The 22,911-nt window shown below is 65.0% G+C and carries 25 protein-coding genes and 1 tRNA gene; 18 read left to right on the top strand and 8 right to left on the bottom strand.

Annotated features, from left to right (window positions below; translation table 11 throughout):
* Window positions 1–9 precede the first annotated feature (9 nt).
* Complete coding sequence (locus GSH16_RS09445) at window positions 10–1,041, top strand: histone deacetylase family protein (protein WP_160854359.1); 1,032 nt, start codon at window positions 10–12, stop codon at window positions 1,039–1,041.
* A complete protein-coding gene (aguB, locus tag GSH16_RS09440) occupies window positions 1,034–1,912 on the top strand; it encodes an N-carbamoylputrescine amidase (RefSeq protein WP_160854357.1) in 879 nt (292 codons plus the stop codon). The genes GSH16_RS09445 and aguB overlap by 8 nt, the downstream gene beginning before the upstream one ends.
* Here aguB and GSH16_RS09435 read toward each other — a convergent pair.
* The 3 genes from GSH16_RS09435 to GSH16_RS09425 all read right to left on the bottom strand — a co-directional run bounded on the left by GSH16_RS09435 (window position 1,885) and on the right by GSH16_RS09425 (window position 4,550).
* A complete protein-coding gene (locus GSH16_RS09435) occupies window positions 1,885–3,321 on the bottom strand; it encodes an amidase (RefSeq protein WP_160854355.1) in 1,437 nt (478 codons plus the stop codon). The genes aguB and GSH16_RS09435 overlap by 28 nt on opposite strands.
* 24 nt (window positions 3,322–3,345) lie before the next feature.
* Window positions 3,346–4,389, bottom strand: coding sequence for a hypothetical protein (locus tag GSH16_RS09430; RefSeq protein WP_160854354.1), 1,044 nt, complete (start codon window positions 4,387–4,389; stop codon window positions 3,346–3,348).
* 74 nt (window positions 4,390–4,463) lie between these two features.
* Window positions 4,464–4,550, bottom strand: a tRNA-Ser gene (locus GSH16_RS09425).
* Window positions 4,551–4,765: 215 nt separating this feature from the next.
* Between GSH16_RS09425 and GSH16_RS09420 the strand changes: the two genes are divergently transcribed.
* Genes GSH16_RS09420 through GSH16_RS09390 form a run of 7 tightly spaced genes read left to right on the top strand, consistent with a single transcriptional unit; the run spans window position 4,766 to window position 11,211 of the window.
* Window positions 4,766–5,701 (top strand): SPOR domain-containing protein, encoded by a 936-nt coding sequence (locus GSH16_RS09420; RefSeq protein WP_160854352.1) that lies wholly within the window; start codon window positions 4,766–4,768, stop codon window positions 5,699–5,701.
* A 9-nt stretch (window positions 5,702–5,710) separates the two neighbouring features.
* Window positions 5,711–6,865: a D-alanyl-D-alanine carboxypeptidase family protein gene (locus tag GSH16_RS09415; RefSeq protein ID WP_160854350.1), complete on the top strand. Its 1,155-nt coding sequence runs from the start codon at window positions 5,711–5,713 to the stop codon at window positions 6,863–6,865.
* 5 nt (window positions 6,866–6,870) lie between these two features.
* Window positions 6,871–7,494 carry a dTMP kinase gene (gene tmk / locus GSH16_RS09410; RefSeq protein WP_160854348.1) on the top strand — a complete coding sequence of 208 codons (624 nt, stop codon included), beginning with the start codon at window positions 6,871–6,873 and terminating at the stop codon, window positions 7,492–7,494.
* A complete protein-coding gene (locus GSH16_RS09405; protein ID WP_160854346.1) occupies window positions 7,491–8,621 on the top strand; it encodes a DNA polymerase III subunit delta' in 1,131 nt (376 codons plus the stop codon). Before tmk ends, GSH16_RS09405 begins: the two co-directional genes overlap by 4 nt.
* A gap of 26 nt (window positions 8,622–8,647) precedes the next feature.
* The gene (locus GSH16_RS09400; protein WP_160854344.1) at window positions 8,648–9,454 is read left to right on the top strand and encodes a TatD family hydrolase; all 807 of its coding nucleotides are present in this window, start codon (window positions 8,648–8,650) and stop codon (window positions 9,452–9,454) included.
* Window positions 9,447–10,268, top strand: coding sequence for an MBL fold metallo-hydrolase (locus tag GSH16_RS09395; protein WP_160854342.1), 822 nt, complete (start codon window positions 9,447–9,449; stop codon window positions 10,266–10,268). Before GSH16_RS09400 ends, GSH16_RS09395 begins: the two co-directional genes overlap by 8 nt.
* Before the next feature lie 10 nt (window positions 10,269–10,278).
* Complete coding sequence (locus GSH16_RS09390) at window positions 10,279–11,211, top strand: AEC family transporter (RefSeq protein ID WP_160854340.1); 933 nt, start codon at window positions 10,279–10,281, stop codon at window positions 11,209–11,211.
* Here the strand turns inward: GSH16_RS09390 and GSH16_RS09385 are convergent.
* The 5 genes from GSH16_RS09385 to GSH16_RS09365 form a co-directional block, all read right to left on the bottom strand.
* Complete coding sequence (locus tag GSH16_RS09385; protein WP_160854338.1) at window positions 11,208–11,753, bottom strand: hypothetical protein; 546 nt, start codon at window positions 11,751–11,753, stop codon at window positions 11,208–11,210. The two genes, GSH16_RS09390 and GSH16_RS09385, sit on opposite strands and share 4 nt — an antisense overlap.
* Window positions 11,754–11,883: 130 nt before the next feature.
* Window positions 11,884–12,735, bottom strand: a complete 852-nt coding sequence (locus GSH16_RS09380) for an ABC transporter permease (RefSeq protein WP_160854336.1) — start codon at window positions 12,733–12,735, stop codon at window positions 11,884–11,886.
* A 2-nt stretch (window positions 12,736–12,737) separates the two neighbouring features.
* A complete protein-coding gene (locus tag GSH16_RS09375; RefSeq protein ID WP_160854334.1) occupies window positions 12,738–14,009 on the bottom strand; it encodes an ABC transporter permease in 1,272 nt (423 codons plus the stop codon).
* Window positions 14,010–14,099: 90 nt separating this feature from the next.
* Entirely contained in the window at window positions 14,100–15,179 is a 1,080-nt protein-coding gene (locus GSH16_RS09370; RefSeq protein ID WP_235913146.1) for an extracellular solute-binding protein, read from the bottom strand.
* 87 nt (window positions 15,180–15,266) lie between these two features.
* Entirely contained in the window at window positions 15,267–16,358 is a 1,092-nt protein-coding gene (locus GSH16_RS09365) for an ABC transporter ATP-binding protein (protein ID WP_160854330.1), read from the bottom strand.
* A 303-nt stretch (window positions 16,359–16,661) separates the two neighbouring features.
* Between GSH16_RS09365 and GSH16_RS09360 the strand changes: the two genes are divergently transcribed.
* From GSH16_RS09360 to GSH16_RS09320, 9 genes are all read left to right on the top strand, one after another.
* Window positions 16,662–16,958: a hypothetical protein gene (locus GSH16_RS09360; protein ID WP_160854328.1), complete on the top strand. Its 297-nt coding sequence runs from the start codon at window positions 16,662–16,664 to the stop codon at window positions 16,956–16,958.
* Between the two features lie 12 nt (window positions 16,959–16,970).
* Window positions 16,971–17,450, top strand: a complete 480-nt coding sequence (locus GSH16_RS09355) for a hypothetical protein (protein WP_160854326.1) — start codon at window positions 16,971–16,973, stop codon at window positions 17,448–17,450.
* Between the two features lie 82 nt (window positions 17,451–17,532).
* Window positions 17,533–18,588: an alanine racemase gene (gene alr / locus GSH16_RS09350; RefSeq protein WP_160854324.1), complete on the top strand. Its 1,056-nt coding sequence runs from the start codon at window positions 17,533–17,535 to the stop codon at window positions 18,586–18,588.
* A gap of 6 nt (window positions 18,589–18,594) precedes the next feature.
* Window positions 18,595–19,389: an MlaE family ABC transporter permease gene (locus GSH16_RS09345; protein WP_160854322.1), complete on the top strand. Its 795-nt coding sequence runs from the start codon at window positions 18,595–18,597 to the stop codon at window positions 19,387–19,389.
* Window positions 19,386–20,153, top strand: coding sequence for an ABC transporter ATP-binding protein (locus GSH16_RS09340; protein WP_160854320.1), 768 nt, complete (start codon window positions 19,386–19,388; stop codon window positions 20,151–20,153). Before GSH16_RS09345 ends, GSH16_RS09340 begins: the two co-directional genes overlap by 4 nt.
* A complete protein-coding gene (locus GSH16_RS09335) occupies window positions 20,150–20,587 on the top strand; it encodes a paraquat-inducible protein A (RefSeq protein ID WP_160854318.1) in 438 nt (145 codons plus the stop codon). The genes GSH16_RS09340 and GSH16_RS09335 overlap by 4 nt, the downstream gene beginning before the upstream one ends.
* Window positions 20,584–20,892, top strand: a complete 309-nt coding sequence (locus GSH16_RS09330; protein ID WP_160854316.1) for a hypothetical protein — start codon at window positions 20,584–20,586, stop codon at window positions 20,890–20,892. The genes GSH16_RS09335 and GSH16_RS09330 overlap by 4 nt, the downstream gene beginning before the upstream one ends.
* Window positions 20,893–20,910: 18 nt before the next feature.
* Window positions 20,911–22,296, top strand: a complete 1,386-nt coding sequence (radA, locus tag GSH16_RS09325; protein WP_160854314.1) for a DNA repair protein RadA — start codon at window positions 20,911–20,913, stop codon at window positions 22,294–22,296.
* A 7-nt stretch (window positions 22,297–22,303) separates the two neighbouring features.
* Window positions 22,304–22,885: a CvpA family protein gene (locus tag GSH16_RS09320; RefSeq protein ID WP_160854312.1), complete on the top strand. Its 582-nt coding sequence runs from the start codon at window positions 22,304–22,306 to the stop codon at window positions 22,883–22,885.
* The last annotated feature ends 26 nt before the right edge of the window (window positions 22,886–22,911 follow it).

The following is a 22,911-nucleotide window of genomic DNA, read 5'->3' as shown; positions in this document are numbered from 1 at the left end:
GGACCGACAATGAAAACCTTCTTCAGCGAAGACCATCGCGCCCATTTCCCGCAGGCAGAGTTGCATGGCGGACAGTTCGTCACCCCGTTCGAGCGGCCCAGCCGGATCGAACATGTGCTGACGCGGCTGAAGGAACGCGGCTTTGCCGCCCCCATAGCCCCCGACCCGGCCGACCGCGCGGTTGTCGACGCGCTCCATGCGCCCGACTATCTGGATTTCCTTGAAACGGCATGGGCCGAATGGAAAGCCGAAGGGTTCGAGGGAGAGATCATCGCCGCCTCCTTCCCGGCCCGCCGGATGCAAACCGCGCGCCCGCCGCGCAACATCGACGGCAAGGTCGGCTATTACGCACTCGCGGCGGAAACCGCGATCACCGAAGGCACATGGGCCGCGGCCTGGTCGTCCATGGCGTCGGCGCAGGCGGCCCAGCGGGCCGTGGCCGCCGGCGACCGCGCGGCATTCGCACTCTGCCGGCCGCCCGGACACCATGCGGCAAGCGACATGTATGGCGGCTACTGCTTCCTCAACAATGCGGCAGCCGTGGCCGAGATGTTCCGCCGCGACGGGGCGGCAAAGGTTGCGGTTCTCGACGTGGATTTCCATCACGGCAACGGCACGCAGGATATTTTCTACGACCGCGGCGACGTGTTCTTCGCCTCGCTCCACGGTGCGCCGGAAGATGCGTTTCCCTATTTCCTCGGCTTTGCGGACGAGACCGGCACAGGCGCGGGCGACGGTGCCACCGCCAACTATCCGATGGCGCCCGGCACGGGATACGGGCCCTGGTCGGAGGCGCTCGACGACGCGCTGTCTCGGATCCGCGCCTTCGGTGCCGAGGCGCTCGTCCTCTCGCTCGGGGTCGATACGTTCAAGGACGACCCGATCAGCTTTTTCAAGCTCGACAGCGGCGATTTTCTCGATATGGGTGCACGCGTCGCGCGCGCCGGATTGCCGACCGTCATCTGCATGGAAGGCGGCTATGCGATCGAGGCTGTCGGCATCAACACCGTGAATGTCCTGGAAGGGTTCAACAATGCGTAAACTCACCCTGTCCGTCGTGCAGATGGCCTGCGGCGACGACCATGCCGCCAATCTCGACACGGCTGAAGCGCTGGTGCGTCGGGCCGCGGCGGACGGCGCCAACCTTGTGCTGCTGCCCGAACTGTTCGAGGCCCCCTATTTCTGCAAGACCGAGGATCCGCGTTTCTTCGGCCTGGCGCGGCCGTTCGACGGCAATCCGGTCATCGCGCGTTTTGCCGATCTGGCCCGCGAACTCGGCACGGTTTTGCCGATCTCCTATTACGAGGAAGCCGGACAGGCCAATTTCAACAGCCTCGCCATGATCGACGCGGACGGCACGATCCTTGGCAATTATCGCAAGACCCATATTCCCGACGGTCCGGGCTATGAGGAAAAATACTATTTCACGCCTGGCGATACGGGGTTCCGCGTCTGGGACACGGCGGCCGGCCGCATCGGCGTCGGCATCTGCTGGGACCAGTGGTTTCCCGAAACCGCCCGCGCCATGGCGCTGATGGGGGCGGAATGCCTGCTCTACCCGACCGCAATCGGCAGCGAACCGCCCGCGCCCGACCATGACAGCCAGCCGCACTGGACCCGCGTCATGCAGGGCCATGCAGGGGCAAACCTGATGCCGCTCGGTGCGGCCAACCGCTACGGGCGAGAAGTCCAGGACGGCACGGATGTGTCCTTCTACGGATCGAGTTTCATCGCCGACCAGATGGGCGGGCTCGTCGCGCAGGCCGACCGGTCGGGAGATGCCGTCCTGACCGCCAGTTTCGACCTCGACGACGTTGCCACGTTCCGGCGCAGCTGGGGGCTCTTCCGCGACCGGCGGCCGGAGGCCTACGGCGCGCTCGCCACTCAGGACGGGCGCGGCGGCCGGCGGTGAGCCCAGGGCGCGGCGCGTTCCAGATCCGCTGACAGGGACATGAGCATCGCATCCGCGCCGAAGGGCGCGGCCAGATGCACACCGATGGGCAGCCCGTCCGCGCTCTGGCCGAGCGGCACGGACACCGCGGGTTGTCCGGTCGCGTTGAACGCGGCGGTGAAGGGCGAGTAGGCAAAAATCCCCTCTGGCCCCGTCCGGTAGCCGACATAATCCTCGCTCCGATGGTCGAACCGCCCGATCTTGGCTGGCGGTTCGGCCAGTGTGGCCGTCACCAGAATATCGTAACTCTCGAAGAACGCAGCCATTTCCCGCCCGTAAGAATGGATCTTGCCTACCGCATCCAGATAGTCGGCGCCGGATATGCCTTGCGCATAGGCCCATGCGCCGCGCCCGACGCCCTCGACCTCGTCGGCAGTCGGCGGAACGCCAGTTGTCCCGCGCGCCTTGTCGATCCAGAGCGCGGTGCCGCAAGCCACGATCTTGGTCCAGGCCCGCATCATGCCGAGCGTGTCGGCTTTCGGCCGGTCCTCGGTCACATGATGGCCCATGTCAGCCAGCAACCTTCCGGTCTGCGCGACAGTCTCAGTCACCTGCGGGTCGATCGCATCACCCGTCAGCGTCGTTGTGCAAAGCGCCACGCGCAGGGGCCGCGCAGGCGCATCCAGCGCCTCGGTGAAGCTCATCTCCATCGGTGGTGCGGCATAGGGCGCGCCAAGGTCGCTGCCCCTGCAAATATCCAAGAGCACCGCCGTGTCCCGCACCGACCGGGTCAGGAACCCGTCGATCGCCATGCCGGCCCAGCCTTCGCCTGCATAGGGACCGTCGGGCAATCGCGCGCGGGTGGGTTTGAACCCGAAGAGCCCGCAGCTTGATGCCGGAATGCGGACCGAGCCACCCCCGTCCGATCCGTGCGCCGCAGGCACGATGCCGGCTGCCACAGCGGCCCCGGCGCCACCGGACGAGCCGCCGGGCGTGTGGTCGAGGTTCCACGGGTTGCGCGTCGGCCCGCCATAGACGGCGGCCTCGGTCGCAGCGCCGATGCCGCCTTCGGGCGCTGCGGTGCGGCCGAATGTCGACAGGCCCGATGCCTCCAGCCGCGCGTAAAGGCTCGAATTGCGGTCATAGACCGTGTTGCGCAGCAGTTGCGAGCCGTTGTGCGAGGGAAAATCAACCGCTTCGGCCCCGAGGTCCTTCAAAAGGAACGGCACGCCGGTGAGCGGCCCCTCCGGCAGGCCGGAAGCGATACGGCGCCGCGCCACATCGGTGAAATCGAGCACCACCGCGTTCAGCGCCGGATTGCGCGCCGCCATCCGATCGACGGCTTCATCGAGCAGCTCCTCCGCCGAAACCTCGCCTTTGCGCACAAGGTCTGCCAGACCGACCGCATCAAATTCTTCGTAATCTTTCATATTCTTATCGAACTTTCTTGAACGTCAGTGATGTGCGTGCGCGCCGGCTTGGCCGTGGCCGGCATGGTCCGCGTGATTTCCATGGTCCCCATGTTCGGCCATCGCGGCGATCCGGCGCTTCTGGTCGGCGGTCAGTTCCTTGGCCAAAAACCGCTCGAACACGGCATGGCCTTCGGCCGCGCGCGCATTGACCCGGGCCTTGGTGCCCGGCAGGTCCGCCCGGATCTTTGCCGCCACCTGTTCGCAACCTGTCAGGATGCGCCGTTTCTGCTGGCCCTTGATGTTGGCAATCCAGAAATCCCCTTCGAGCCGCCGTTCGCAGCCCCCCTCCTGCGCGAGCACGAGGCCGCGCGCGCTTTCTATCGACGCCCCGCTGGCCCAACTGTCCGGCAGGCCCAGCTTGCGATAGGCCAGCAGCCGGTTGAAATCAGCGAAGGGCCCGTCGGGGTTCGGCATCGTCACCCAGGCATGGACCATCGCGAGCCGCGCGCGATTGTCGCCCTTGCTGTAATAAGTCCGGTCCAGCCACCAGTTGGCGATGCCGCCAAGGACCGGCCGGTCCTCGGTCGCGGCATCAATGGCTTTCTGGAAATCGTGGACATGCCAGCGGTCGGCCCGCCCTGCAAACCCGTCGGGCAGCGGATCATCAGGCCCGAGCCGCACCACGAAGGCCGCGCCCGTCAGTACCATCCGTCCATCAATCTCGGTATACATCAGATTGTTCGGGCGGGAAAAATCGAGTTTGTCGCCGGCCACATAATCCGGTCCGTTGGGCGGGTAGAAATGCTGGCCCATGAGCGGCTCGTCCCCGCCAAACGCCTTCCAGCCCTCGGCCTTGGCGGTGCGGATGTCGGTATACTTGCGCAGCGCCTCGGCCACCTCGGCCAGTTGCGCCCGGCTGGATTGTGCACTGGCCGGCAGCGGCAGGACCAGCGCGGCCAGCATCAGCGCGGCGGCAGGGCGCAGAAGGTTGCGGAGCGTGTGGCGAATACGGGCGGCGGGGCGCATGGGCTTTGAGGTCTGCATCATGCGCGGATCAAGCCGCGTGCCCTGCGCCAAGTCAAGCACACCACTGATGTTCCGGCGGAAAACCGCCGCACAAATCACTGAAAGAGAAAGAAGAAACAGAATCAGTGTCAATCCAGAGGGACAGGGATTCGAACCCTGGAGACGCTCTCACGCCTGCCGGTTTTCAAGACCGGTGCCTTCGACCGCTCGGCCACCCCTCCTGGATAGGTGGGCAATAGCGCCTTTCCGCACGGCTCCGCAAGTCCGGATTGCACGCGCCCTGCGTGCCGCATTCGCGCCATCCCGGCCTTCCCTTTTGAACCATCTGTTGGTAAAACTCTCGCATCGAGCGCGCCAAGAGATAAACCGACACGGCGCAAGAATTGAGGACCGGCCGCCCCGCCATTCGGCACCGTGCGGCAAACAGGGGAATTCCATGATGTTTCCGCGCATGCACCGAGGTCACGTGGCGCTGCGGGGTGTTCCGGTTGTAGTTGCGTTGAGTTTCCTTGCCGCCTGCACCGAGGACGGCACGGGACCATCAGCAGCATCCGGCACATCCGCACAGGGCAGCACACAAGAGGTGGCCCAGCCCGCCGTCTTCCAGGAGACGGATTTGGCGCTGTGGGACGGGCGGCCGTCGCTCGGTGGGGTCTGGATCGCGCATCCCGATGCCGACCAGCCCGAGCGGGTCACGATCCGCAACGATGAAACCGGAAAATCGGTCAAGGCGGCGCTGTTCCGCCGCGAGCGGGACAATCCCGGCCCGGCCTTCCAGATGTCCTCCGATGCGGCTTCGGCACTGGCGATCCTCGCCGGCAAGCCGACAAAGGTGACGGTGACGGCGCTGCGCAAGGTCGAAACGCCGCCGCCCGCTCCGGAGCCGGAGCCGGAACCTGAACCGGAAACCGCGGTTGCCGCGGCGGATGATGCAGCCGCAACAACCGCTGCCGCGACGACGGCTGCGGCCGCGACGGCAACCGCAGCGGCAGCCGCGGCCACGCCGAAACCGACGCCGGCACCAAAACCCACACCCGCGCCGAAACCCACACCCGCGCCGACCGCGGCCAAGCCGGCGGCCATCGAGGCCACCACGCTCGATCCGGTGAAGCCGCAGACGGCACAATCCACCGCCGCACCATCCAAGACCTATGTGCAGGTGGCCGCGCTCTCCAACGAGAAGGCCGCCAACGATCTGCTTGCCAAGTTGACAACGCAGGGCTTGCCGACGACCGTGAAGTCGAACACCAAGAACGGCAAGCGCCGCTACTTCATCCTTGTCGGCCCGGCGCGCAGCCAGGCCGCGCTGGAGGAAAACCTCAAGAAGGTGAAGGCGCTCGGCTACAAGGACGCGTTCGCCACAAACGGATAGGAGGCCGCCATGCGTGCCAGAAACATCCTCTGCTCAGCCCTCGTATCAGGACTGGCCACGGTCGGCCTTGCCCTGCCCGCCGCGGCCATCGACACGAGCGCCCGCGCGGCGCTGGTTCTGGATGTGAACACGGGCACGGTGCTCCTGTCGAAGAATGCCGATGTTCCGCTGCCGCCGGCTTCCATGTCGAAGCTGATGACGCTCTACATGCTCTTCGAAGCGCTGGAGACCACCGATCTGACGCTCGACAGCGAGTTCCGCGTAAGCGAGAAAGCCTGGCGGATGGGCGGGTCCAAGATGTTCCTCGAAGTCGGCAAGACCGTGCGGGTCGAGGATCTGATCATGGGGGTCATCGTCCATTCGGGGAATGACGCCTGTGTCGTGATTGCGGAAAACCTTGCCGGATCGGAAGCCGCCTTTGCCGACCGGATGACGAAGAAGGGCCGCGATCTGGGGCTGAAAGCCTCGACCTTCGCCAACAGCACCGGCTGGCCGCATCCCGACCAGCGGATGAGCGCGCAGGATCTGGTGCTGCTCGCCAACCTTCTTGTGCGGGATTTCCCCGATCTCTACCCCTATTTCGCTGAAACGAGTTTCACCTGGAACGGGATCACCCAGGAAAACCGCAACCCGCTCCTCTATCTCAACCTCGGGGCGGACGGGCTGAAGACCGGCCATACCGAGGAAGCGGGCTACGGGCTCGTGGCGTCTGCCGAGCGTGACGACCGGCGCGTGACGCTGATGATCTCGGGTCTCGACAGTTCGTCCGACCGGCGCAACGAGTCCGAGCGGCTCCTCAACTGGGCCTTCCGTGATTTCAGCGAGCGCGCGCTTTTCGAGGCAGACGAGACGATTGCCGTCGCTGACCTCTGGATCGGAACCGAGGGACAGGTCGAGCTTGTGGCCGATGGCCCGGTCCGTGTCATGGTGCCCTATGGCGTCGACGAGGTAACCGCAGAGGTTCGCTACCGCGGCCCGATCGAAGCCCCGGTGGAGGCCGGGCAGCAGCTTGCCACGCTGGAGATCGGGATCGAAGGCCAGGATCCGGTCCGCGTGCCGCTTCTGGCTCGCGACACGGTCGAACGCGGCGGGTTCACCGCCCGTCTGGCCGCCGCTGCCGCCACGTTGCGCGACCGCGTCTTCCCGCCCGTTGCCACGCAATAGGCCGGGTGCGCGTGGGGCGGTTCATCACCTTTGAAGGGATCGACGGCTCCGGCAAGTCGACACAGGCGCGGCTGCTCGCCGAGCGGATGGAAGACGCCGGTCAGGATGTTGTGCTGACCCGCGAACCGGGCGGTTCTCCGGGTGCGGAAGAGATCCGGAGCCTGCTCGTGGAGGGCGACCCCGGCCGCTGGTCGCCGGAGACCGAGATCCTGCTTTTCACCGCCGCGCGACGCGACCATGTGGAACGCACGATCCGCCCGGCACTCGACCGCGGTGCGACCGTCATTTGCGACCGGTTTGCCGACAGCACGCGGGTCTATCAGGGCGCGGCGCGGGCCGAGTTGCGCGGGACGGTCGACACGCTTCATGCGCTCATGATCGGGCTGGAACCGGACCTGACATTCGTGCTCGACATGGACGACCGGCGCGCTCTGGAGCGCGGGCTGGCCCGCGGATCGGGCGAGGACAGGTTCGAGGAACTGGGCCAGGATTTCCAGGCGCGGGCGCGGGCGGGGTTCCGTGCCCTGTCGGCCGATTTCACCGACCGGTGCGTCCCGATCGACGCCAGCGGAACGATCGCAGAGATCGCCGCAGCCATCGATGCGGCCCTTGCGGATCGCGCGGCATGAGCATCGATGTTGCAGACATACCAGAACCGGACCGGATCGAGGGCGCACCGCATCCGCGCCACACGGTGCACCTTTTCGGCCAAACCGCGGCAGAGGCAGCGTTTCTCGATGCTTTCGCGTCGGGCCGGCTGCCGCATGGCTGGCTGATTTCCGGCCCCAAAGGGATCGGCAAGGCCACGCTGGCCTGGCGCATCGCGCGGTTCCTGCGCGATACGGAGGCGCGGCGCACGGCCGATCCGCTGACCCTCGACACACCACCTGACAGCCCCGTCTTCCGGCTCAATGCCGCCCTGTCGGATCCGGGCGTGCATCTCTGCCGGCGGCTCTGGGACCACAAGAAGGAACGGCTGACGACCGTTCTGACCGTCGAGGCGGTGCGCGAGTTGAAAGGGTTTTTCTCCCTCACCGCGCCGGACGGCGGCTGGCGCGTGGCCATCATCGACAGTGTGGACGAGATGAACGAGAGCGCCGCCAACGCGCTTCTGAAGGTTCTTGAAGAGCCACCGGAGAAAACGGTCCTGCTCCTGATCTCGCACCAGCCGGCACGGCTCCTGCCCACGATCCGGTCGCGCTGCCGCGCCCTGCGTCTCGACCGGCTCGACCAGTCCGCTCTCGGGGCCGCACTCGACGGGATCGGATTGGCGCCCGATGCCGACAGCAGTGCGCTGGCCGAACTGACGGGCGGGTCGGTCGGCAGTGCGATCCGGCTCCTCCGCGGCGAGGGACTGGGGCTCTATTCCGAAATCATCGCCTGTCTGGCAGACCCGGCCATGCCGCGCGGTCCGGTCATGGCGCTGGCGCGCAGTTGCGCAGGCGTCCGCCAGAAGGAGCGCTATGCACTGGTCTGCGACCTGCTCCTGATTGCCCTGTCGCGCGCGGCACTTGCGGCCAGCGGTGCCGGCAGCGGCATTCCCGCTGCGGCGCGCGAGGAACGGTTCCATGCCATTTCTGCACACGCGCCGGCGCAAGGCCCGGTCTGGGCCGCCGCCGTGCAACGGATCGACAGCCGGCTGGCCCATGCGCGCGCGGTGAACCTTGACCCAGAACAGGTCATCCTCGATACGTTCATCTCGATCGAAGGCGATCTGCGCCGCGCCGCAAGGGCCGCGCCGGTGGCCCAAAGCTGAACCTGCCAGAGACCGGACCGCGCCTGATGACCCTCCCTGCCCTCGTCGATAGCCATTGCCATCTCGACTTTCCCGATTTCGACGGCGAACGGTCGGAGGTCGTGGACCGCGCCGTCGCCGCCGGGGTGACACGCATGGTCACGATCTGCACCAAGCTGCGGCAGGCCGATACGGTGCGTGCGATTGCAGACGCGCATCTCGAAGTCTTCTGGGCCGCCGGCACCCATCCGATGAGCGTTGCCGCCGAGGGGCTGGTGCGCGTCGAGGATCTCGTGGCGCTCAGCCGGCATCCCAAAATGGTCGGCATCGGGGAAACCGGGCTCGACTATCACTACACGGCAGACAGCGCGGCGGCGCAGAAGGACAGCCTGCGCATCCATATCGAAGCCGCACGGCAGACCGGCCTGCCGCTCATCATTCATGCCCGGGCCGCGGATGAGGACATGGCGCGCATCCTGAGCGACGAACACGCGGCAGGCGCCTATGCCTGCGTGATGCATTGCTTCTCGTCAGGGGCCGAACTGGCGCAGACGGCACTCGACCTCGGCTTCTACCTGTCGGCCTCGGGCATCGCGAGCTTCAAGAAAAGCGATGCGCTCCGCGATATCTTCCGCGCCGCCCCCGCAACACGCATCCTTGTGGAAACCGACAGCCCCTATCTTGCACCGGTCCCCCATCGCGGCCAGCGCAACGAACCGGCCTATACCGCGCACACCGCGCGCGCGATTGCCGGGCTCTGGGACATGGATGAAGGCGCATTCGCCCGCCAGACGAGCGAGAATTTCGACCGGCTCTTCGCCAAGGCCGCCGCATGGAGCCCGGCCGATGCCTGACGGGACGAACAGCGGACATGGCACGGTCGCCACGATCCTCGGCTGCGGCTCGTCGGGTGGAGTGCCGCGCCTCGGCGGGATCTGGGGTGCTTGCGACCCCGACAATCCCAAGAACCGGCGCCGCCGCTGCTCGCTGCTGGTCGAACGCACCGGACCGGAGGGCACGACGCGGCTCCTGATCGACACGAGCCCCGACCTGCGTGCGCAACTGCTCGATGCCGGTGTCGGCACGCTCGATGCGGTGGTCTACACGCATGAGCATGCCGACCATGTCCACGGGATCGATGACTTGCGGATGATCGTCTACAACCGCAAATCGCGGCTGCCGGTCTGGGCCGATGCGCCGACCTCGGACGCGCTGGTCACGCGGTTCGGCTATGCGTTCGTGCAGCCCGAGGGCAGTTCCTACCCGCCGATCCTCGACCTGCACCGCATCGACGGCCCCTTCTCGATTGACGGACCAGGCGGTGCAATCCCCTTGCAGCCCTTTGCCGTCACCCACGGGCGGATCGTCGCGCAGGGGTTCCGGATCGGCAATTTCGTCTATCTGCCCGATGTGTCCGCCCTGCCCGACGCGGCATGGCCGCACCTGTCGGGGCTCGACACGCTTGTGATCGACGCGCTGCGCTACAGCCCGCATCCGACGCATGCACATCTGGACCAAACGCTGGAATGGATCGCGCAGGCTGCTCCGCGCCACGCAGTCCTGACCAACATGCATATCGATCTCGACCATGCGACTGTGGCGGCCGAGACGCCCGACCATGTGACGCCGGCCCATGACGGGATGCGCCTGAAGGTTGCGGGCCTGTGAGCCACCGCCGATGCTGACCCTGCTCAATGTCGTCATCCCGGTCTTCCTTGTCATCGGGGCGGGCTATCTGGCGACCCGGCTCGGACTTTTCAAGCAAAGCGCCGTCGACGGGCTGATGGTTTTCACCCAAGGGTTCGCGCTGCCCTGCCTTCTGTTTGACGCCATCGCGCGGCTCGACCTGAAGACCGCCTTCGAGCCCGGGCTGCTCATTTCCTTTTATTCGGGCGCGATCCTCTGTTTCGCCCTTGGCATCCTCGGTGCACGGACGATCTTCCGCCGCCGCCCGGGCGAGGCTGTCGCGATCGGCTTCGGGGCGCTTTTCTCCAATTCGGTGCTGCTCGGCCTGCCGATCATGGAACGGGCCTACGGGCCGGGGTCGCTGGACGGCAATTTCGCGATCATCGCTTTCCACGCGCCGGTCTGCTACCTGATCGGCATCACGGTGATGGAGGTCAGCCGCGTCGACGGGCGGGGGTTCCTCGGCACGATGCGCGCGGTCGGCGCGACACTGTTTCGCAACGCACTGACGCTTGGCCTGATGGCCGGTTTCATCGTCAACCTGTCCGGCATCTCGTTGCCCGACCCGGTCTGGTCGGCGGTCGACATGATGATCGAGGCCGCATTGCCCGCCGCGCTCTTCGGCCTCGGCGGCATCCTGACCCGCTATGCGCTCCGCCGGTCAATCGGGGAAGCGGCCATGGTTTCCACCCTGTCGCTTGTCGTGCACCCGCTTGTCACCTACCTGCTGGCAGACCGTGTCTTCGGCCTGTCGGACGCGCTGGTGCGCTCGGCCGTGGTGACGGCCAGCATGGCACCCGGCGTCAACGCCTATGTGTTCGCCAATATTTACGGACGTGCCAAGGGGGCCGCGGCGAGCACGGTTCTGCTCGCCACCGCGGCCTCCGTTTTCACGGTCTGGATCTGGCTCGCGATCCTGCCCTAGAAATCGGCCATCGCCTTGAAGTCCATCTGGTCGATGGTGGCGACGATATCCTCCTCCGCCGCGTCACCCGAGGCCTGCACCAGCACCCGGTTGCCGACGATGCCCATCAGGTCGCCATCCTGCCGGATGAACCGCTCGCGCTGGATGCGCAGAGGCTTGCCGCCGAGCGCCGCGCCTGCGCCTGTGATCATCGCCGACATGCCCATGATCATCGGACTGTCGGCGATCAGCGTCAGGGTGAACTGCGTGTCTCCGTTGGAATAGAGCGCCTCGGCCGAGAGGCCACCGCCGAAAATGCCGGCGCTGCTTTCCTGATCCTCGCGCGTCCAGCCGTCGAGCGGCGGCGGCAGGTAGCCGGCAAAGCTCTGCGCCGAGATCTCCGACAGGAGTTGTTGCGCATAGTCGAGATCTTCCTTGGCGGTTTTCACATCGCCGGCCTCATAGGCCTCGAGCGCGCCGCGGAGCACGTCGGCGATCTCGTCCGCGCTGGCGGGCATGGCGGCAATGGAGAGGGCGAGCGTCGCGGGCAGAAGGCGTTTCATCGGTCTGACCTTTCCTCTGGGACGGTTGTCGCCAGTGTAGGGCCAAAGCCGCAAACCGCCAAAACCGGCCCCGAAAATGCAAAAGACCGGCTGCAGGGCCGGTCTTCCGCAGTCCGATTTTTTTGTCAGGTCAGCCCGGGCTCATGCCGCGCAACCGTTCCGACCGGCGGCGCAGCAGTTCCAGCGTCGTCAGCAGCAGAACCGAGATCGCCACAAGGATCGTCGCCACGGCCAGGATCGTCGGCGAGATCTGTTCCCGCAGGCCGGTGAACATCTGCCACGGCAGCGTTTTCTGACCTGCCGAACCGACGAAGAGCACCACGACAACCTCGTCAAACGAGGTGATGAAGGCGAAAAGACCACCCGAAATGACGCCCGGCAGGATGAGCGGCATCTGCACCTTGAAGAAGGTCCGCACCGGACCCGCGCCGAGGTTCGCCGCCGCGCGCGTCAGGCTCTTGTCGAACCCAACGAGCGTGGCCGTCACGGTGATGATGACGAAGGGAATGCCGAGCGCCGCATGGGCCAGCACGACGCCCCAATAGGTGCCCTGAAGTCCGATCCGGCTGTAGAAGAAGAACATGCCCGCGGCCGAGATGATCAGCGGCACGATCATCGGCGAGATCAGGATCGCCATGATCGCACCGCGGAAAGGCACATGGCTCTGGCTCAGCCCGATCGCGGCAAGCGTGCCGAAGCCCACCGACAGGAGCGTCGCCATCGGCGCGATCATGAAACTGTTGCGCAACGGGCGTTGCCAGTCCGGGTTGGTGAAGAAATCCTCATAATGTTTCAGCGAGTAGCCGGCCGGGTCGAGGCGCAGCATCTCGGGCGTGAAGGTGAAGAAATCCTGCGCGTTGAAGCTGAGTGGAATGATGATGAGGATCGGCCCGATCAGGAACAGGAAGATCAGCGCACAGATCGTGCGGAACCCGTAATACCAGATACGCTGGCCGGTCGATGCATAGGAAGGAAGGGCCATGTTTATCCCAGTTTCACGTTATCGATGCCCACGATCTTGTCGTAGAGCCAGTAGAGCACCAGCACGAGCGCCAGCAGAGTCGAGCCGAGCGCGGCCGCAAGGCCCCAGTTGAGCGACGAGGAGATGTGGTAGGCGATCCGGTTCGAGATGAAGATCCCCGACGTGCCGCCCACCAGTTCCGGCGTGATGTAGTAGCCGATGGCCAGAATGAAGACGAGGATCGCCCCTGCCCCGATGCCCGGCACGGTCTGCGGGAAATAGACCCGCCAGAAGGCCGTCCAGTCGGTCGCGCCAAGCGATTTGGCCGCCCGCACATAGCTCGGCGGAATGGTCTTCATCACCGAGAAGAGCGGCAGGATCATGAAAGGCAGCAGGATATGGGTCATCGCGATGATCGTGCCGGTGGCATTGTTGATCAGCGCCAGCCGCCCGTCGTCGGACAATATTCCGATCGCCACCAGCGTGTTGTTGATGACGCCCTGGTCCTGCAGAAGCACTTTCCACGCAGAGGTCCGCACGAGCAGTGACGTCCAGAAGGGCAACAGCACGAGGATCATCAGCAAGTTGGAACTGCGCAGCGGCAGGTTCGACAGAAGGAACGCCACGGGATAGCCGAGCAGCAGGCAGCTGAAGGTGATCGTGAAGCTCAGCACCATCGTGCGCCAGAAGAGCGAAACATAGATCCGCTGGTCCTCGGGCCGCTTCTCGATCCCATCGGGCGTCAGCGTCCGGTCCACGGAGTTGAGGAAATAGCCCGGCGTATATTCAGGCGAGAACAGTTTGATTGCGGACCATGTCTCCACATCGCCCCAATCCTTGTCGACATCGATGAACTGGTCCCTGAAGGGCTGGTCAGTGTCCATCCGGTCGACCCGGCGTCCGGTCTTGCGGAAGAGCGAGGACATGCCGCTCACTTCATAGTTCAGGCGCGACCCGAGGCGGGTGTGCAGCTTCTGGTCGGCCGCAATCACCATATCCTCGTGGAAGGCGGCGAACACGGCCTCGTCAGGCAATTCGCCCGTCGTCTCGTCCCAATCCTCCAGCGCGACCACGGTGCGTGGCAGCGTTTCGGAGACGATCTGGTTTTCCACCGAGCGGAAGAGCATGTCACCGATCGGCAGGATGAAGGTGATCAGGATGAAGAGCAGCAGCGGCGCGACGAGCATCAGCGCCCGGAGCTTCTGCCGCCTCAGAGCCCGGTTCAGGCTCCGCTTCAGCGGGGTTCCGTCGGCGGCCAGCACGGGGCCGGTCGCATCGTCTGTCGCACTCGTCATTCTGGTCCGCCCGTTACATCTGGGTCTGTTCTGAAATCTCGGTCTTGGGTGCGGGCGGCGCGATAAGCGCCACCCGCGAAGCACACAGGCTTACTGTGCAAGCCATGCCTGGAACTTGGCGTCCAGGTCGTCGCGGTAATCCGCCCACCACTCGTAGTTATAGAGGAAGGTGTTCTTGGCGTTTTCCGGATCGGTCGGCATATGCGGCGCCATGTCGATGCCCAGTTCCGCATGCTGGCCGACGAGCGGTGCCGAGGAAGCACGGGCCGGACCGTAGGAGATGTATTTCGCCTGATCCGCAAGACGCTGCGTGTCGGTGGCGAAATAGATGTAGTCCAGAGCCGCCTGCTGGCGATCCTCAGGCAGACCGGCGGGGATGATCCAGCCGTCCAGATCGAAGACCTGTGCGTCCCAGAGCATCGCAACCGGCTGTTTCTGCTCCTCGATCAGCGCGAAGAGACGGCCGTTATAGGTGGAGCCCATGACCACTTCGCCATCGGCGAGCAGCTGCGGGGTTTCGGCACCGGCCGACCACCAGATGACGTCATCCTTGATCGTGTCGAGCTTGGCGAACGCCTGTGCCTGACCTTCTTCGGTCTCCAGCACGTCATAGACGTCTTCCTTGGCCACACCGTCGCAGAGCAGTGCCCATTCCAGGTTGTTGATCGGGCGCTTCTCGAGCGACCGCTTGCCCGGATAGGTTTCGGTATCGAACACGTCGCAAACCGTGGTCGGCGGGGTGTCGCCCACCATGTCGGTGCGATAGCCGAATGTCGTGGAATAGACGATCTGCGGGATGAAGCAGTCGCTCACCAGAAGGTCGCCGAAATCCTCGGACGCGGATGTGCCGTCGGGTGCCGGTGCAAGCTGCGTGTCGGCGTCGATTTCCAGCGCCAGGCCTTCGTCGCAGAGCCGGATGGCGTCCGATGCCACCACGTCCACCACGTCCCAGGTGATGTTGCCGGCTTCGTTCATCGCGCGCAGCTTGGCCACGGCCTCGGCGGAACTTTCATCATTGATGATGTTCACGTCCGGGTTCGCTTCCATGTACGGGTCGTGGTAGGCCGCCTGCTGCGACGCGGAATAGGCGCCGCCCCAGGACACGATCGTCATATCCGTGGCCGAAGCCGCACCCGCCGTCAAAGCGACACAGCTGGCGGTTCCGATCATGATCTTTTTCAAAGTCATTCCCATTTTCTCCTGTTGTGGTCCTTCTCAATCAGCCTGCCCCAAGGACCTTCGGGCAGGCCCGGCCGGTCAGCTCGCGTCGAGCGCCCGGCAATCTTCGGTGTGCCAGCTCACATCGGTCGTCTCGCCCACCTTCAGGTGGCGGTGACCGGCGGCATTGGGCACTTTCACGACGAATTCGTCATTGCCCGCGACCGACATGCGGCAGCGGATATGGTCGCCGAGATAGATCAGTTCCTGCACATGACCGGTGGTGCGGTTCGGCGCCGACTGGTCAAGGAACACGCGTTCGGGGCGCAGCGACAGGGTCGTGGCCGCGCCGACATCCCCGCAATTGACCGCGAGCGCGTCCACGGTCAGGCCGTTCGGCAGGTCCACGGTCACGGTCGAATCCGCCCGCGCCGTCACGGTGCCGTTCAGCTTGTTGTTCTCGCCAATGAACTGGGCGACGAATGCGTTTTCCGGCTGTTCGTAGAGCACATCGGGCGGTGCCAATTGCTGGATCCGCCCGTCGTCAAAAACGGCGACGCGGTCCGACATGGTCAGCGCCTCGGACTGGTCATGGGTCACATAAACAACGGTTACACCAAGTCTTTCGTGCAAGTGCTTGATTTCAAACTGCATATGTTCGCGCAGCTGTTTGTCGAGCGCGCCGAGCGGTTCGTCCATCAGCACCAGTTCCGGCTCGAAGACCAGCGCGCGAGCCAGCGCGATCCGCTGCTGCTGGCCGCCGGAGAGCTGCGCCGGACGCCGGCCGGCAAACTCGCCCATCTGGACCATGTCGAGCGCGCCCATCACCTTTTCCTCGCGCTCGGACTTGCCAAGCCCGCGCACTTCCAGCGGAAAAGCGAGGTTTTCGCCCACCGTCATGTGCGGGAAGAGCGCGTAATTCTGGAACACCATCCCGATGCCGCGCTTGTGCGGCGGGATATTGTTGATCGGCTTGCCGTCGAGCAGGATGTCGCCATGGGTCGCCGTCTCGAACCCGGCCAGCATCATCAGGCAGGTCGTCTTGCCCGAGCCGGACGGCCCGAGCATGGTCAGGAACTCGCCCTTGCCAATCCTGAGGTTGAGGTCTTTGACGACCAGAGTCTCGCCATCGTAACTTTTCTGAACGCGGTCAAAAGCGACGAATGCATCGTCGGACGTCTGGTCTAGCACCAACCATCTCCAATAAATTCTACTGTTTCGGCCGGGGCCGATCGGGTGTGGCCGCAGCGTAACAACAACTGGTCCGGGATTGCAATTCGATCCCAAATCGACCGCCTATGTTGGCCGAAAGCGACGTCAACCCGTGATTCGATGTCGCTTTTGGACGATTCGTGTGGCCACTTGCGGAACAAAAGCGTCACGCTGGACGTTTGCAGGCTGAAAAAGCCCGCGCTTTCCGCCGCTTGCCCGATTGGCCCCCCTGTGGGAAGCTTGCACGCAAGACGGAGATGCCGCCCAACCGGAGGAGCAGCGATGCCGACCAAAGCCGAACTCGAAGCGGAACTGAAACATCTGAAGGCCGAACTGGAAGCAACCCGCGCGGTCCAGACGGCGGTCGAGGACACGGTCGCATCCCCCGCGCCTGCTGCGTCCGCGTCTGCCGCGCCCTCCGGAGATCCGTTCCTCAACGCCGTCGAGGAGGTGATCGCCGACATCCCCCTGCAGGAGATGCTCGACGAGGTGGAGGGCGCGATTGCCGACAATCCCAAATTGTCATTTCTCGGCGCGCTCGCCGTTGGCGTCATTATCGGCCACGCGCTCGGCCGCTGAGGAGGACACACCATGATCAGTCGCAACCTGACCCTGCTCTGGCGCAGCCAGTCGATCATCCTCAACTATATGGCCAAGGCCATGGCGCGCAGCATCGCGCTGACCGCCGTGGCCCTGCTCGTCGGTTTCTTCGGACTGGTGATGCTCAACATGGCGGGCTTCTACTGGCTGCGCGACATCTGGGGGCCACCCGGTGCGGCGATCGGCATGGCTTTCATCGACTTCGCCATCGCCGCGATCCTGCTCTGGGCTGCGAGCCGTGCCGCCGATCCGCAGGCGCTGGAGCCTGCGCGCGAAGTGCGAGACATGGCAATGGCCGCCGTGGAAGCCGATATCGACCTGATGGTCGAAGAGGTGAACCAGCTCCGCGCAGAAGTCCTGTCGATCCGCGACGATGTGAAGGGCGTGGTTCAGAACCCTTCTTCGCTCATCACCCCGCAAATGGTCATGTCCGGCGTGTCCATGGCGATGCGTATGATGAATAAGAAATAGGCGGCTTTCGCCCTTGACCGCGCCCGGCGCCTGTGACCCTGTGTCGGCCAATTGAAGACCCCGGCGAACGACAGGTGATGGAATGGCGCGGGCCCGACTGACGATCGATCTTGATGCCATCGCGGCCAACTGGCGCACGCTCGATGCACTGTCGGCGCCGGAGGTGGAAACTGCCGCCGTGGTGAAGGCCAATGCCTACGGGCTCGGTGTGGACGCGGTCGCGCCGGTCCTTGAAGCGGCCGGTGCCCGCAGCTTTTTCGTGGCACTGGCAGAGGAAGGGGTGGCGGTGCGGCGCGCGCTCGGCGACGGGCCACGGATCTTCGTCTTTTCCGGACTGATGCCGGGAGATGCACCGCTCCTGACAGCAAACGGGCTTGTCCCGCTTCTCAACTCCCTGCAGCAACTATCCGATTTCAAATCCGAAATGCCCGGCACTGCGTTCGGCATCCAGCTTGACAGCGGCATGAACCGGCTCGGCCTGGAACCGGCTGACTGGAAAGCCGCGCGGGACCAACTCGATGCGATGCCCGCCCTCATCATGAGCCATCTGGCCTGTGCCGACGCACCGGACCATGACATGAACCGCCGCCAGCGCGACTGTTTCGCGGAAATGGTGCAGGACATGAGCGTGCCATGCAGCCTCGCGGCAACCGGCGGCACACTCCTTGGCCCGGACTTCCACCACCAGATGGTCCGCCCCGGTATCGGGCTGTATGGCGGGCTTCCCTTTGCCGGTGCCGCACCGGTTGTCACGCTCAGTGTGCCGGTGATCCAGACTCGCACCGTCGAGGCCGGCGAGGCCGTCGGCTACGGCGCCGACTGGGTGGCCGAAGGGCCGCGCCGGATCGCGACCGTTGCCGCAGGCTATGCGGACGGGCTGATGCGCCACCTCGCACCCGGCATGGCGCTCTACCACGGGGCGACGCCCTGCCCGATTGCCGGCCGTGTGTCGATGGACCTGATCACCGTCGATGTGACCGGCCTACCAGATGCACCTGACAAGCTCGATATCCTCGGCCCGCAACAGACGGTCGACGATCTGGCACGTGCGGCCGGCACCATCGGCTATGAAATCCTGACGAGCCTTGGCGACCGCTACGAACGTGTCTACAAGAGACGCAAAGCGTCGGAGAACTGACCCCGCATGCAGGCCTTGACCCAGATCGACAATTTTCTTGCCGCCATCGGGCGGTCGGTGATCGGCATTTGCGCCGCCGTCGGCCGTGTGGTGATTTTCGCCGCCATCGCCATCAGCCATATGGTGCGCCCGCCCTTCTACCCTGTGGAATTCCTCCATCAGGTGATGCGGATCGGCTATTACTCCCTGCCCGTCGTAGGCATGACGGCTTTGTTCACCGGCGGGGCGCTCGCGCTCCAGATCTATGCCGGCGGTGCGCGGTTCAATGCCGAAAGCGTGGTGCCTGCCATCGTCGCGATCGGCATGGTGCGTGAGCTTGGCCCCGTGCTCGGCGGGCTGATGGTGGCCGGTCGTGTCTCCTCCTCCATCGCGGCGGAAATGGGCACGATGCGGGTGACCGAACAGATTGACGCGCTGACCACCCTGTCGACCAACCCGATGAAATATCTCGTCGCGCCGCGCATTCTGGCCGCCACGCTCTGCATGCCGATCCTTGTCGCCGTGGGTGACGTGATCGGGATCATGGGCGGCTGGGCGGTCGGCATCTACCGGCTGAACTTTTCCGGCGCGACCTATATCCAGAACACGATCGACTTCCTGCAGCCGATCGACATCTGGTCGGGGCTGGTGAAAGCCGCCGTCTTCGGCTTCATCGTCGCGCTGATGGGCTGCTACCACGGCTACAGTTCCGGCCGTGGCGCGCAGGGCGTCGGTCGGGCGACGACGAACGCCGTCGTCTCGGCCTCCGTGCTGATCCTCGCCTGCAATTACGCGCTGACAGAACTGTTCTTCTCGACATGACCGGCACCCCTCCCCCCCGTATCGCCTTTCGCGAGGTGACCAAGAGCTTCGGCCCCAAAGAGGTGCTGCGTGGCGTCACGCTCGACATTCCGGTCGGCGAAAGCATGGTCATCATCGGCGGCTCGGGCACCGGCAAGTCGGTGGCGCTGAAAACCGTGCTCGGGATCATTCCCCATGATGGCGGCACGATCGAGATCGACGGGGTCGCGGTTGGCCGGACCCGCCGCGACGATTTCCTGTCCCGCTTCGGAATGCTTTTCCAGGGCGGCGCGCTCTTCGACAGTCTGCCGGTCTGGCAGAATGTCGCCTTCCGACTGCGGCAGGGCCGCGACCGCCTGTCGAAATCCGACGCACGCGATCTGGCGATCGAAAAGCTGCGTCGCGTCGGGCTGAAAGCGGATGTGGCCGACCTTTTCCCAGCGGAACTGTCCGGCGGGATGCAGAAGCGTGTCGGGCTGGCCCGCGCGATTGCCGCCGAGCCGGAAATCATCTTCTTCGACGAGCCGACCACCGGGCTCGATCCGATCATGTCGGGCGTCATCAACGAACTGATCCGCGAGATCGTGGTGGAAATGGGCGCCACGGCCATGACGATCACCCATGACATGAGTTCGGTCCGCGCCATCGCCGACAAGGTCGCGATGCTGCATGACGGCAAGATCCGCTGGACCGGACCCGTCGACCAGATCGAGACCAGCGGCGACCCCTACATGGACCAGTTCCTGCATGGCCGTGCCGAAGGGCCGATCGAGGCGGTCCGGTGATCCTCAAATGGGGCAATCTCGCCCTTCTGGTCCTGTTTCCGCTCGCCTGGATCGCACCGCTCGCCCATGCCGGGCTGCTGCCCTTTTTCGGCACGTCGCAGATCACGGTGCTGTCGGGCTTGCGCACGCTCTGGCAGAGTGACGTGGCGCTGGCGGTGATCGTCGCCGCTTTCGCGCTGGTGTTTCCGATCCTGAAGACACTGATGCTGTCCGGCGTGCATTTCCGGCTGCTGACACGCCGCGCATTGCCGCTTCTGGCGCTTCTCGGCAAACTCTCGATGGCGGACATGTTCCTGATCGCGGTCTATATCGTGCTGGCCAAGGGCGTCGGTGTCGGGCGGGTGGAACCGGGCTGGGGCCTCTACCTGTTCACGGCCTGTGTGCTGGCATCGATCCTGCTCACCTTTGCCACCATGCGGCAGGTGCGGCGATGACGCTTTTCAACCTGCTCTTCGGGCTCGTCATCGCGATGGGCGTTTTCTGCGCCTTCCTCTGGTCCGGACTTCAAACCTGGCGGCAGCGCGGCGGGTTGCGGATCGCCCACGGTGTTGCCGCTCTTTTGACACTTGCGATCATGGCGGCGCTGGGGGTGGAGGCTTTCTCGCTCGGCCGTATCTGCGCCGCGCTTCTCGCGCCCGTGGCGCTTGTCGCGCTCTGGCTGGAGCGGGGCTGGAACCGCGCTTTCCCGGCGATGCAGCTTGCCTTCGCGCTGGCGCTCGTGTTCGGTTGGGCGCTCTGACGGATCAGGATCGCCCATATGGCCAAAGCCCAGAAACTCTTCGTCTGCTCCAACTGCAACGCCCGCTATTCCAAATGGGCGGGCCGGTGCGACGCCTGTGGCGAATGGAACACCATCGAGGAAGAGGCCCCGCTCGCGGCCGGCCCTGCCAAGAAGACGCTGGGCGCCCAAAGGGGCAACCGCGTCGCGCTGAGCGATCTGTCCGCAGACGATGCGCCGCTGCCGCGGTCCCGCTCGGGCATGGAGGAGTTCGACCGTGTGCTCGGCGGCGGGCTGGTTCCAGCCTCGGCCATCCTGCTCGGCGGCGATCCCGGCATCGGCAAATCGACGATCCTCTTGCAGGCCGCGGCGGCCTTCGCGCGGGCGGGCAACAGGGTCGTCTATGTCTCGGGCGAGGAAGCGGCCGCACAGGTGCGCATGCGCGGCCAGCGGCTCGGCCTCGCGGACGCGCCGATGAAACTGGCGGCAGAAACCAATCTGCGCGACATCCTGACCATGCTGGACGAGGAACGGCCCGCGCTTGCCATTATCGATTCGATCCAGACCATGTGGGCCGACCATGTGGACAGCGCCCCCGGATCGGTGAGCCAGGTTCGCGCCGCAGCGCATGAGCTGACCCAGTTCGCCAAGAAGCGGAACGTCTCGATCATCCTTGTGGGCCATGTCACCAAGGACGGCCAGATCGCCGGACCGCGCGTCGTGGAACATATGGTCGACACGGTCCTCTATTTCGAGGGCGAGCGCGGCCACCAGTTCCGCATTCTGCGCGCGGTGAAGAACCGGTTCGGCCCGGCTGACGAGATCGGCGTGTTCGAGATGACGGGCGGCGGGCTGGCGCAGGTCGGGAACCCGTCGGCCCTGTTTCTTGCGGAGCGCGACACGGTCACGTCCGGCTCGGCCGTCTTTGCCGGGATCGAGGGCACGCGGCCCGTGCTTGTGGAGATACAGGCGCTCGTCGCGCCCTCGCCGCTCGCGACACCGCGCCGGACAGTTGTCGGCGTCGACAGCGGACGGCTGGCCATGATCCTTGCGGTGCTCGAGGCACGCTGCGGCATCGGTTTCGGCGGCTGCGATGTCTACCTCAACGTCGCGGGTGGCCTGAAGGTCACAGAGCCCGCCGCCGATCTGGCGGTAAGTGCGGCGCTGATCTCCGCGCGGGAGGATCACCCCCTGCCCGCAGACACCGTCTTTTGCGGTGAAATCAGCCTGTCCGGTGGGCTTCGGCCGATCGCGCAGGCCGATACACGGCTTCGGGAAGCCGAAAAACTGGGTTTTTCAACCGCTTTTGCGCCTTTGCGGATGAAATCGCTGTCCGAATCCGATATGCGGATTGAACAAACAAACGATCTGGCCAGTTTCATCGAACGGTGTTTCGGAAACATGAACAGCCAGAATAAGGAATGAGGGACGCATGGAAGGTTTCACGATAGTCGACGGCGTGGTGCTGCTGATCGTGGCAATTTCTGCCCTGTTGGCGTTTTCACGTGGTCTGGTTCGGGAGTTGCTGTCCATTGCCGGTTGGGTCGGGGCCGCTATTGCAGCCTATTTCTTCGCACCCATGGCCGAACCGTTCGTGCGCGAGATCCCCTTCCTGCGGGATTTCATCGCCGAATCCTGCCAACTGTCAATCTTCGCGGCCTTCGCGGTGGTCTTTGCCGTCGCGCTGGTGCTGATTTCGATCTTCACCCCGCTCCTGTCGGGCGCGGTGCAGAACTCCGCGCTTGGCTCCATCGACCGCGGCTTCGGCCTGCTTTTCGGTGTGGCGCGCGGCGCGCTTCTGGTCGCCATCGGGCTGCTGCTCTACGAGAATTTCCTGTCCGCCGGCGACGGCATCCCGCAGGTCGAAGACAGCCGCTCGAAAGAGATTTTCGCCTCGCTTCAGGCAACACTGAACGAGAGCATCCCGGAAGACGCACCAACCTGGCTGGAAGAGCGTTACGGCGTTCTGGTCGCCGGATGCGGCGAGCCGGAAACCACCGAAACGGACGCCTGATCCATGGGACGCGCCGGACCGCATCC

It is taken from the genome of Oceanomicrobium pacificus (assembly GCF_009833495.1).
Lineage (GTDB): Bacteria > Pseudomonadota > Alphaproteobacteria > Rhodobacterales > Rhodobacteraceae > Oceanomicrobium > Oceanomicrobium pacificus.
The sequence above is the reverse complement of the archived record's forward strand: the minus strand, read 5'-3'. Positions and strand labels throughout refer to the sequence as shown.

Coding starts and splice junctions, on each gene's coding strand:
- GSH16_RS09360 (WP_160854328.1), top strand. CDS start 16,662: ATGCCGACCAAAGCCGAACTCGAAGCGGAACTGAAACATCTGAAGGCC.
- GSH16_RS09380 (WP_160854336.1), bottom strand. CDS start 12,735: ATGGCCCTTCCTTCCTATGCATCGACCGGCCAGCGTATCTGGTATTAC.
- radA (WP_160854314.1), top strand. CDS start 20,911: ATGGCCAAAGCCCAGAAACTCTTCGTCTGCTCCAACTGCAACGCCCGC.
- GSH16_RS09445 (WP_160854359.1), top strand. CDS start 10: ATGAAAACCTTCTTCAGCGAAGACCATCGCGCCCATTTCCCGCAGGCA.
- GSH16_RS09415 (WP_160854350.1), top strand. CDS start 5,711: ATGCGTGCCAGAAACATCCTCTGCTCAGCCCTCGTATCAGGACTGGCC.
- GSH16_RS09390 (WP_160854340.1), top strand. CDS start 10,279: ATGCTGACCCTGCTCAATGTCGTCATCCCGGTCTTCCTTGTCATCGGG.
- GSH16_RS09400 (WP_160854344.1), top strand. CDS start 8,648: ATGACCCTCCCTGCCCTCGTCGATAGCCATTGCCATCTCGACTTTCCC.
- GSH16_RS09395 (WP_160854342.1), top strand. CDS start 9,447: ATGCCTGACGGGACGAACAGCGGACATGGCACGGTCGCCACGATCCTC.
- GSH16_RS09420 (WP_160854352.1), top strand. CDS start 4,766: ATGATGTTTCCGCGCATGCACCGAGGTCACGTGGCGCTGCGGGGTGTT.
- GSH16_RS09385 (WP_160854338.1), bottom strand. CDS start 11,753: ATGAAACGCCTTCTGCCCGCGACGCTCGCCCTCTCCATTGCCGCCATG.
- GSH16_RS09345 (WP_160854322.1), top strand. CDS start 18,595: ATGCAGGCCTTGACCCAGATCGACAATTTTCTTGCCGCCATCGGGCGG.
- GSH16_RS09370 (WP_235913146.1), bottom strand. CDS start 15,179: ATGATCGGAACCGCCAGCTGTGTCGCTTTGACGGCGGGTGCGGCTTCG.
- GSH16_RS09320 (WP_160854312.1), top strand. CDS start 22,304: ATGGAAGGTTTCACGATAGTCGACGGCGTGGTGCTGCTGATCGTGGCA.
- GSH16_RS09435 (WP_160854355.1), bottom strand. CDS start 3,321: ATGAAAGATTACGAAGAATTTGATGCGGTCGGTCTGGCAGACCTTGTG.
- GSH16_RS09355 (WP_160854326.1), top strand. CDS start 16,971: ATGATCAGTCGCAACCTGACCCTGCTCTGGCGCAGCCAGTCGATCATC.
- GSH16_RS09405 (WP_160854346.1), top strand. CDS start 7,491: ATGAGCATCGATGTTGCAGACATACCAGAACCGGACCGGATCGAGGGC.
- GSH16_RS09375 (WP_160854334.1), bottom strand. CDS start 14,009: ATGACGAGTGCGACAGACGATGCGACCGGCCCCGTGCTGGCCGCCGAC.
- GSH16_RS09340 (WP_160854320.1), top strand. CDS start 19,386: ATGACCGGCACCCCTCCCCCCCGTATCGCCTTTCGCGAGGTGACCAAG.
- GSH16_RS09330 (WP_160854316.1), top strand. CDS start 20,584: ATGACGCTTTTCAACCTGCTCTTCGGGCTCGTCATCGCGATGGGCGTT.
- aguB (WP_160854357.1), top strand. CDS start 1,034: ATGCGTAAACTCACCCTGTCCGTCGTGCAGATGGCCTGCGGCGACGAC.
- alr (WP_160854324.1), top strand. CDS start 17,533: ATGGCGCGGGCCCGACTGACGATCGATCTTGATGCCATCGCGGCCAAC.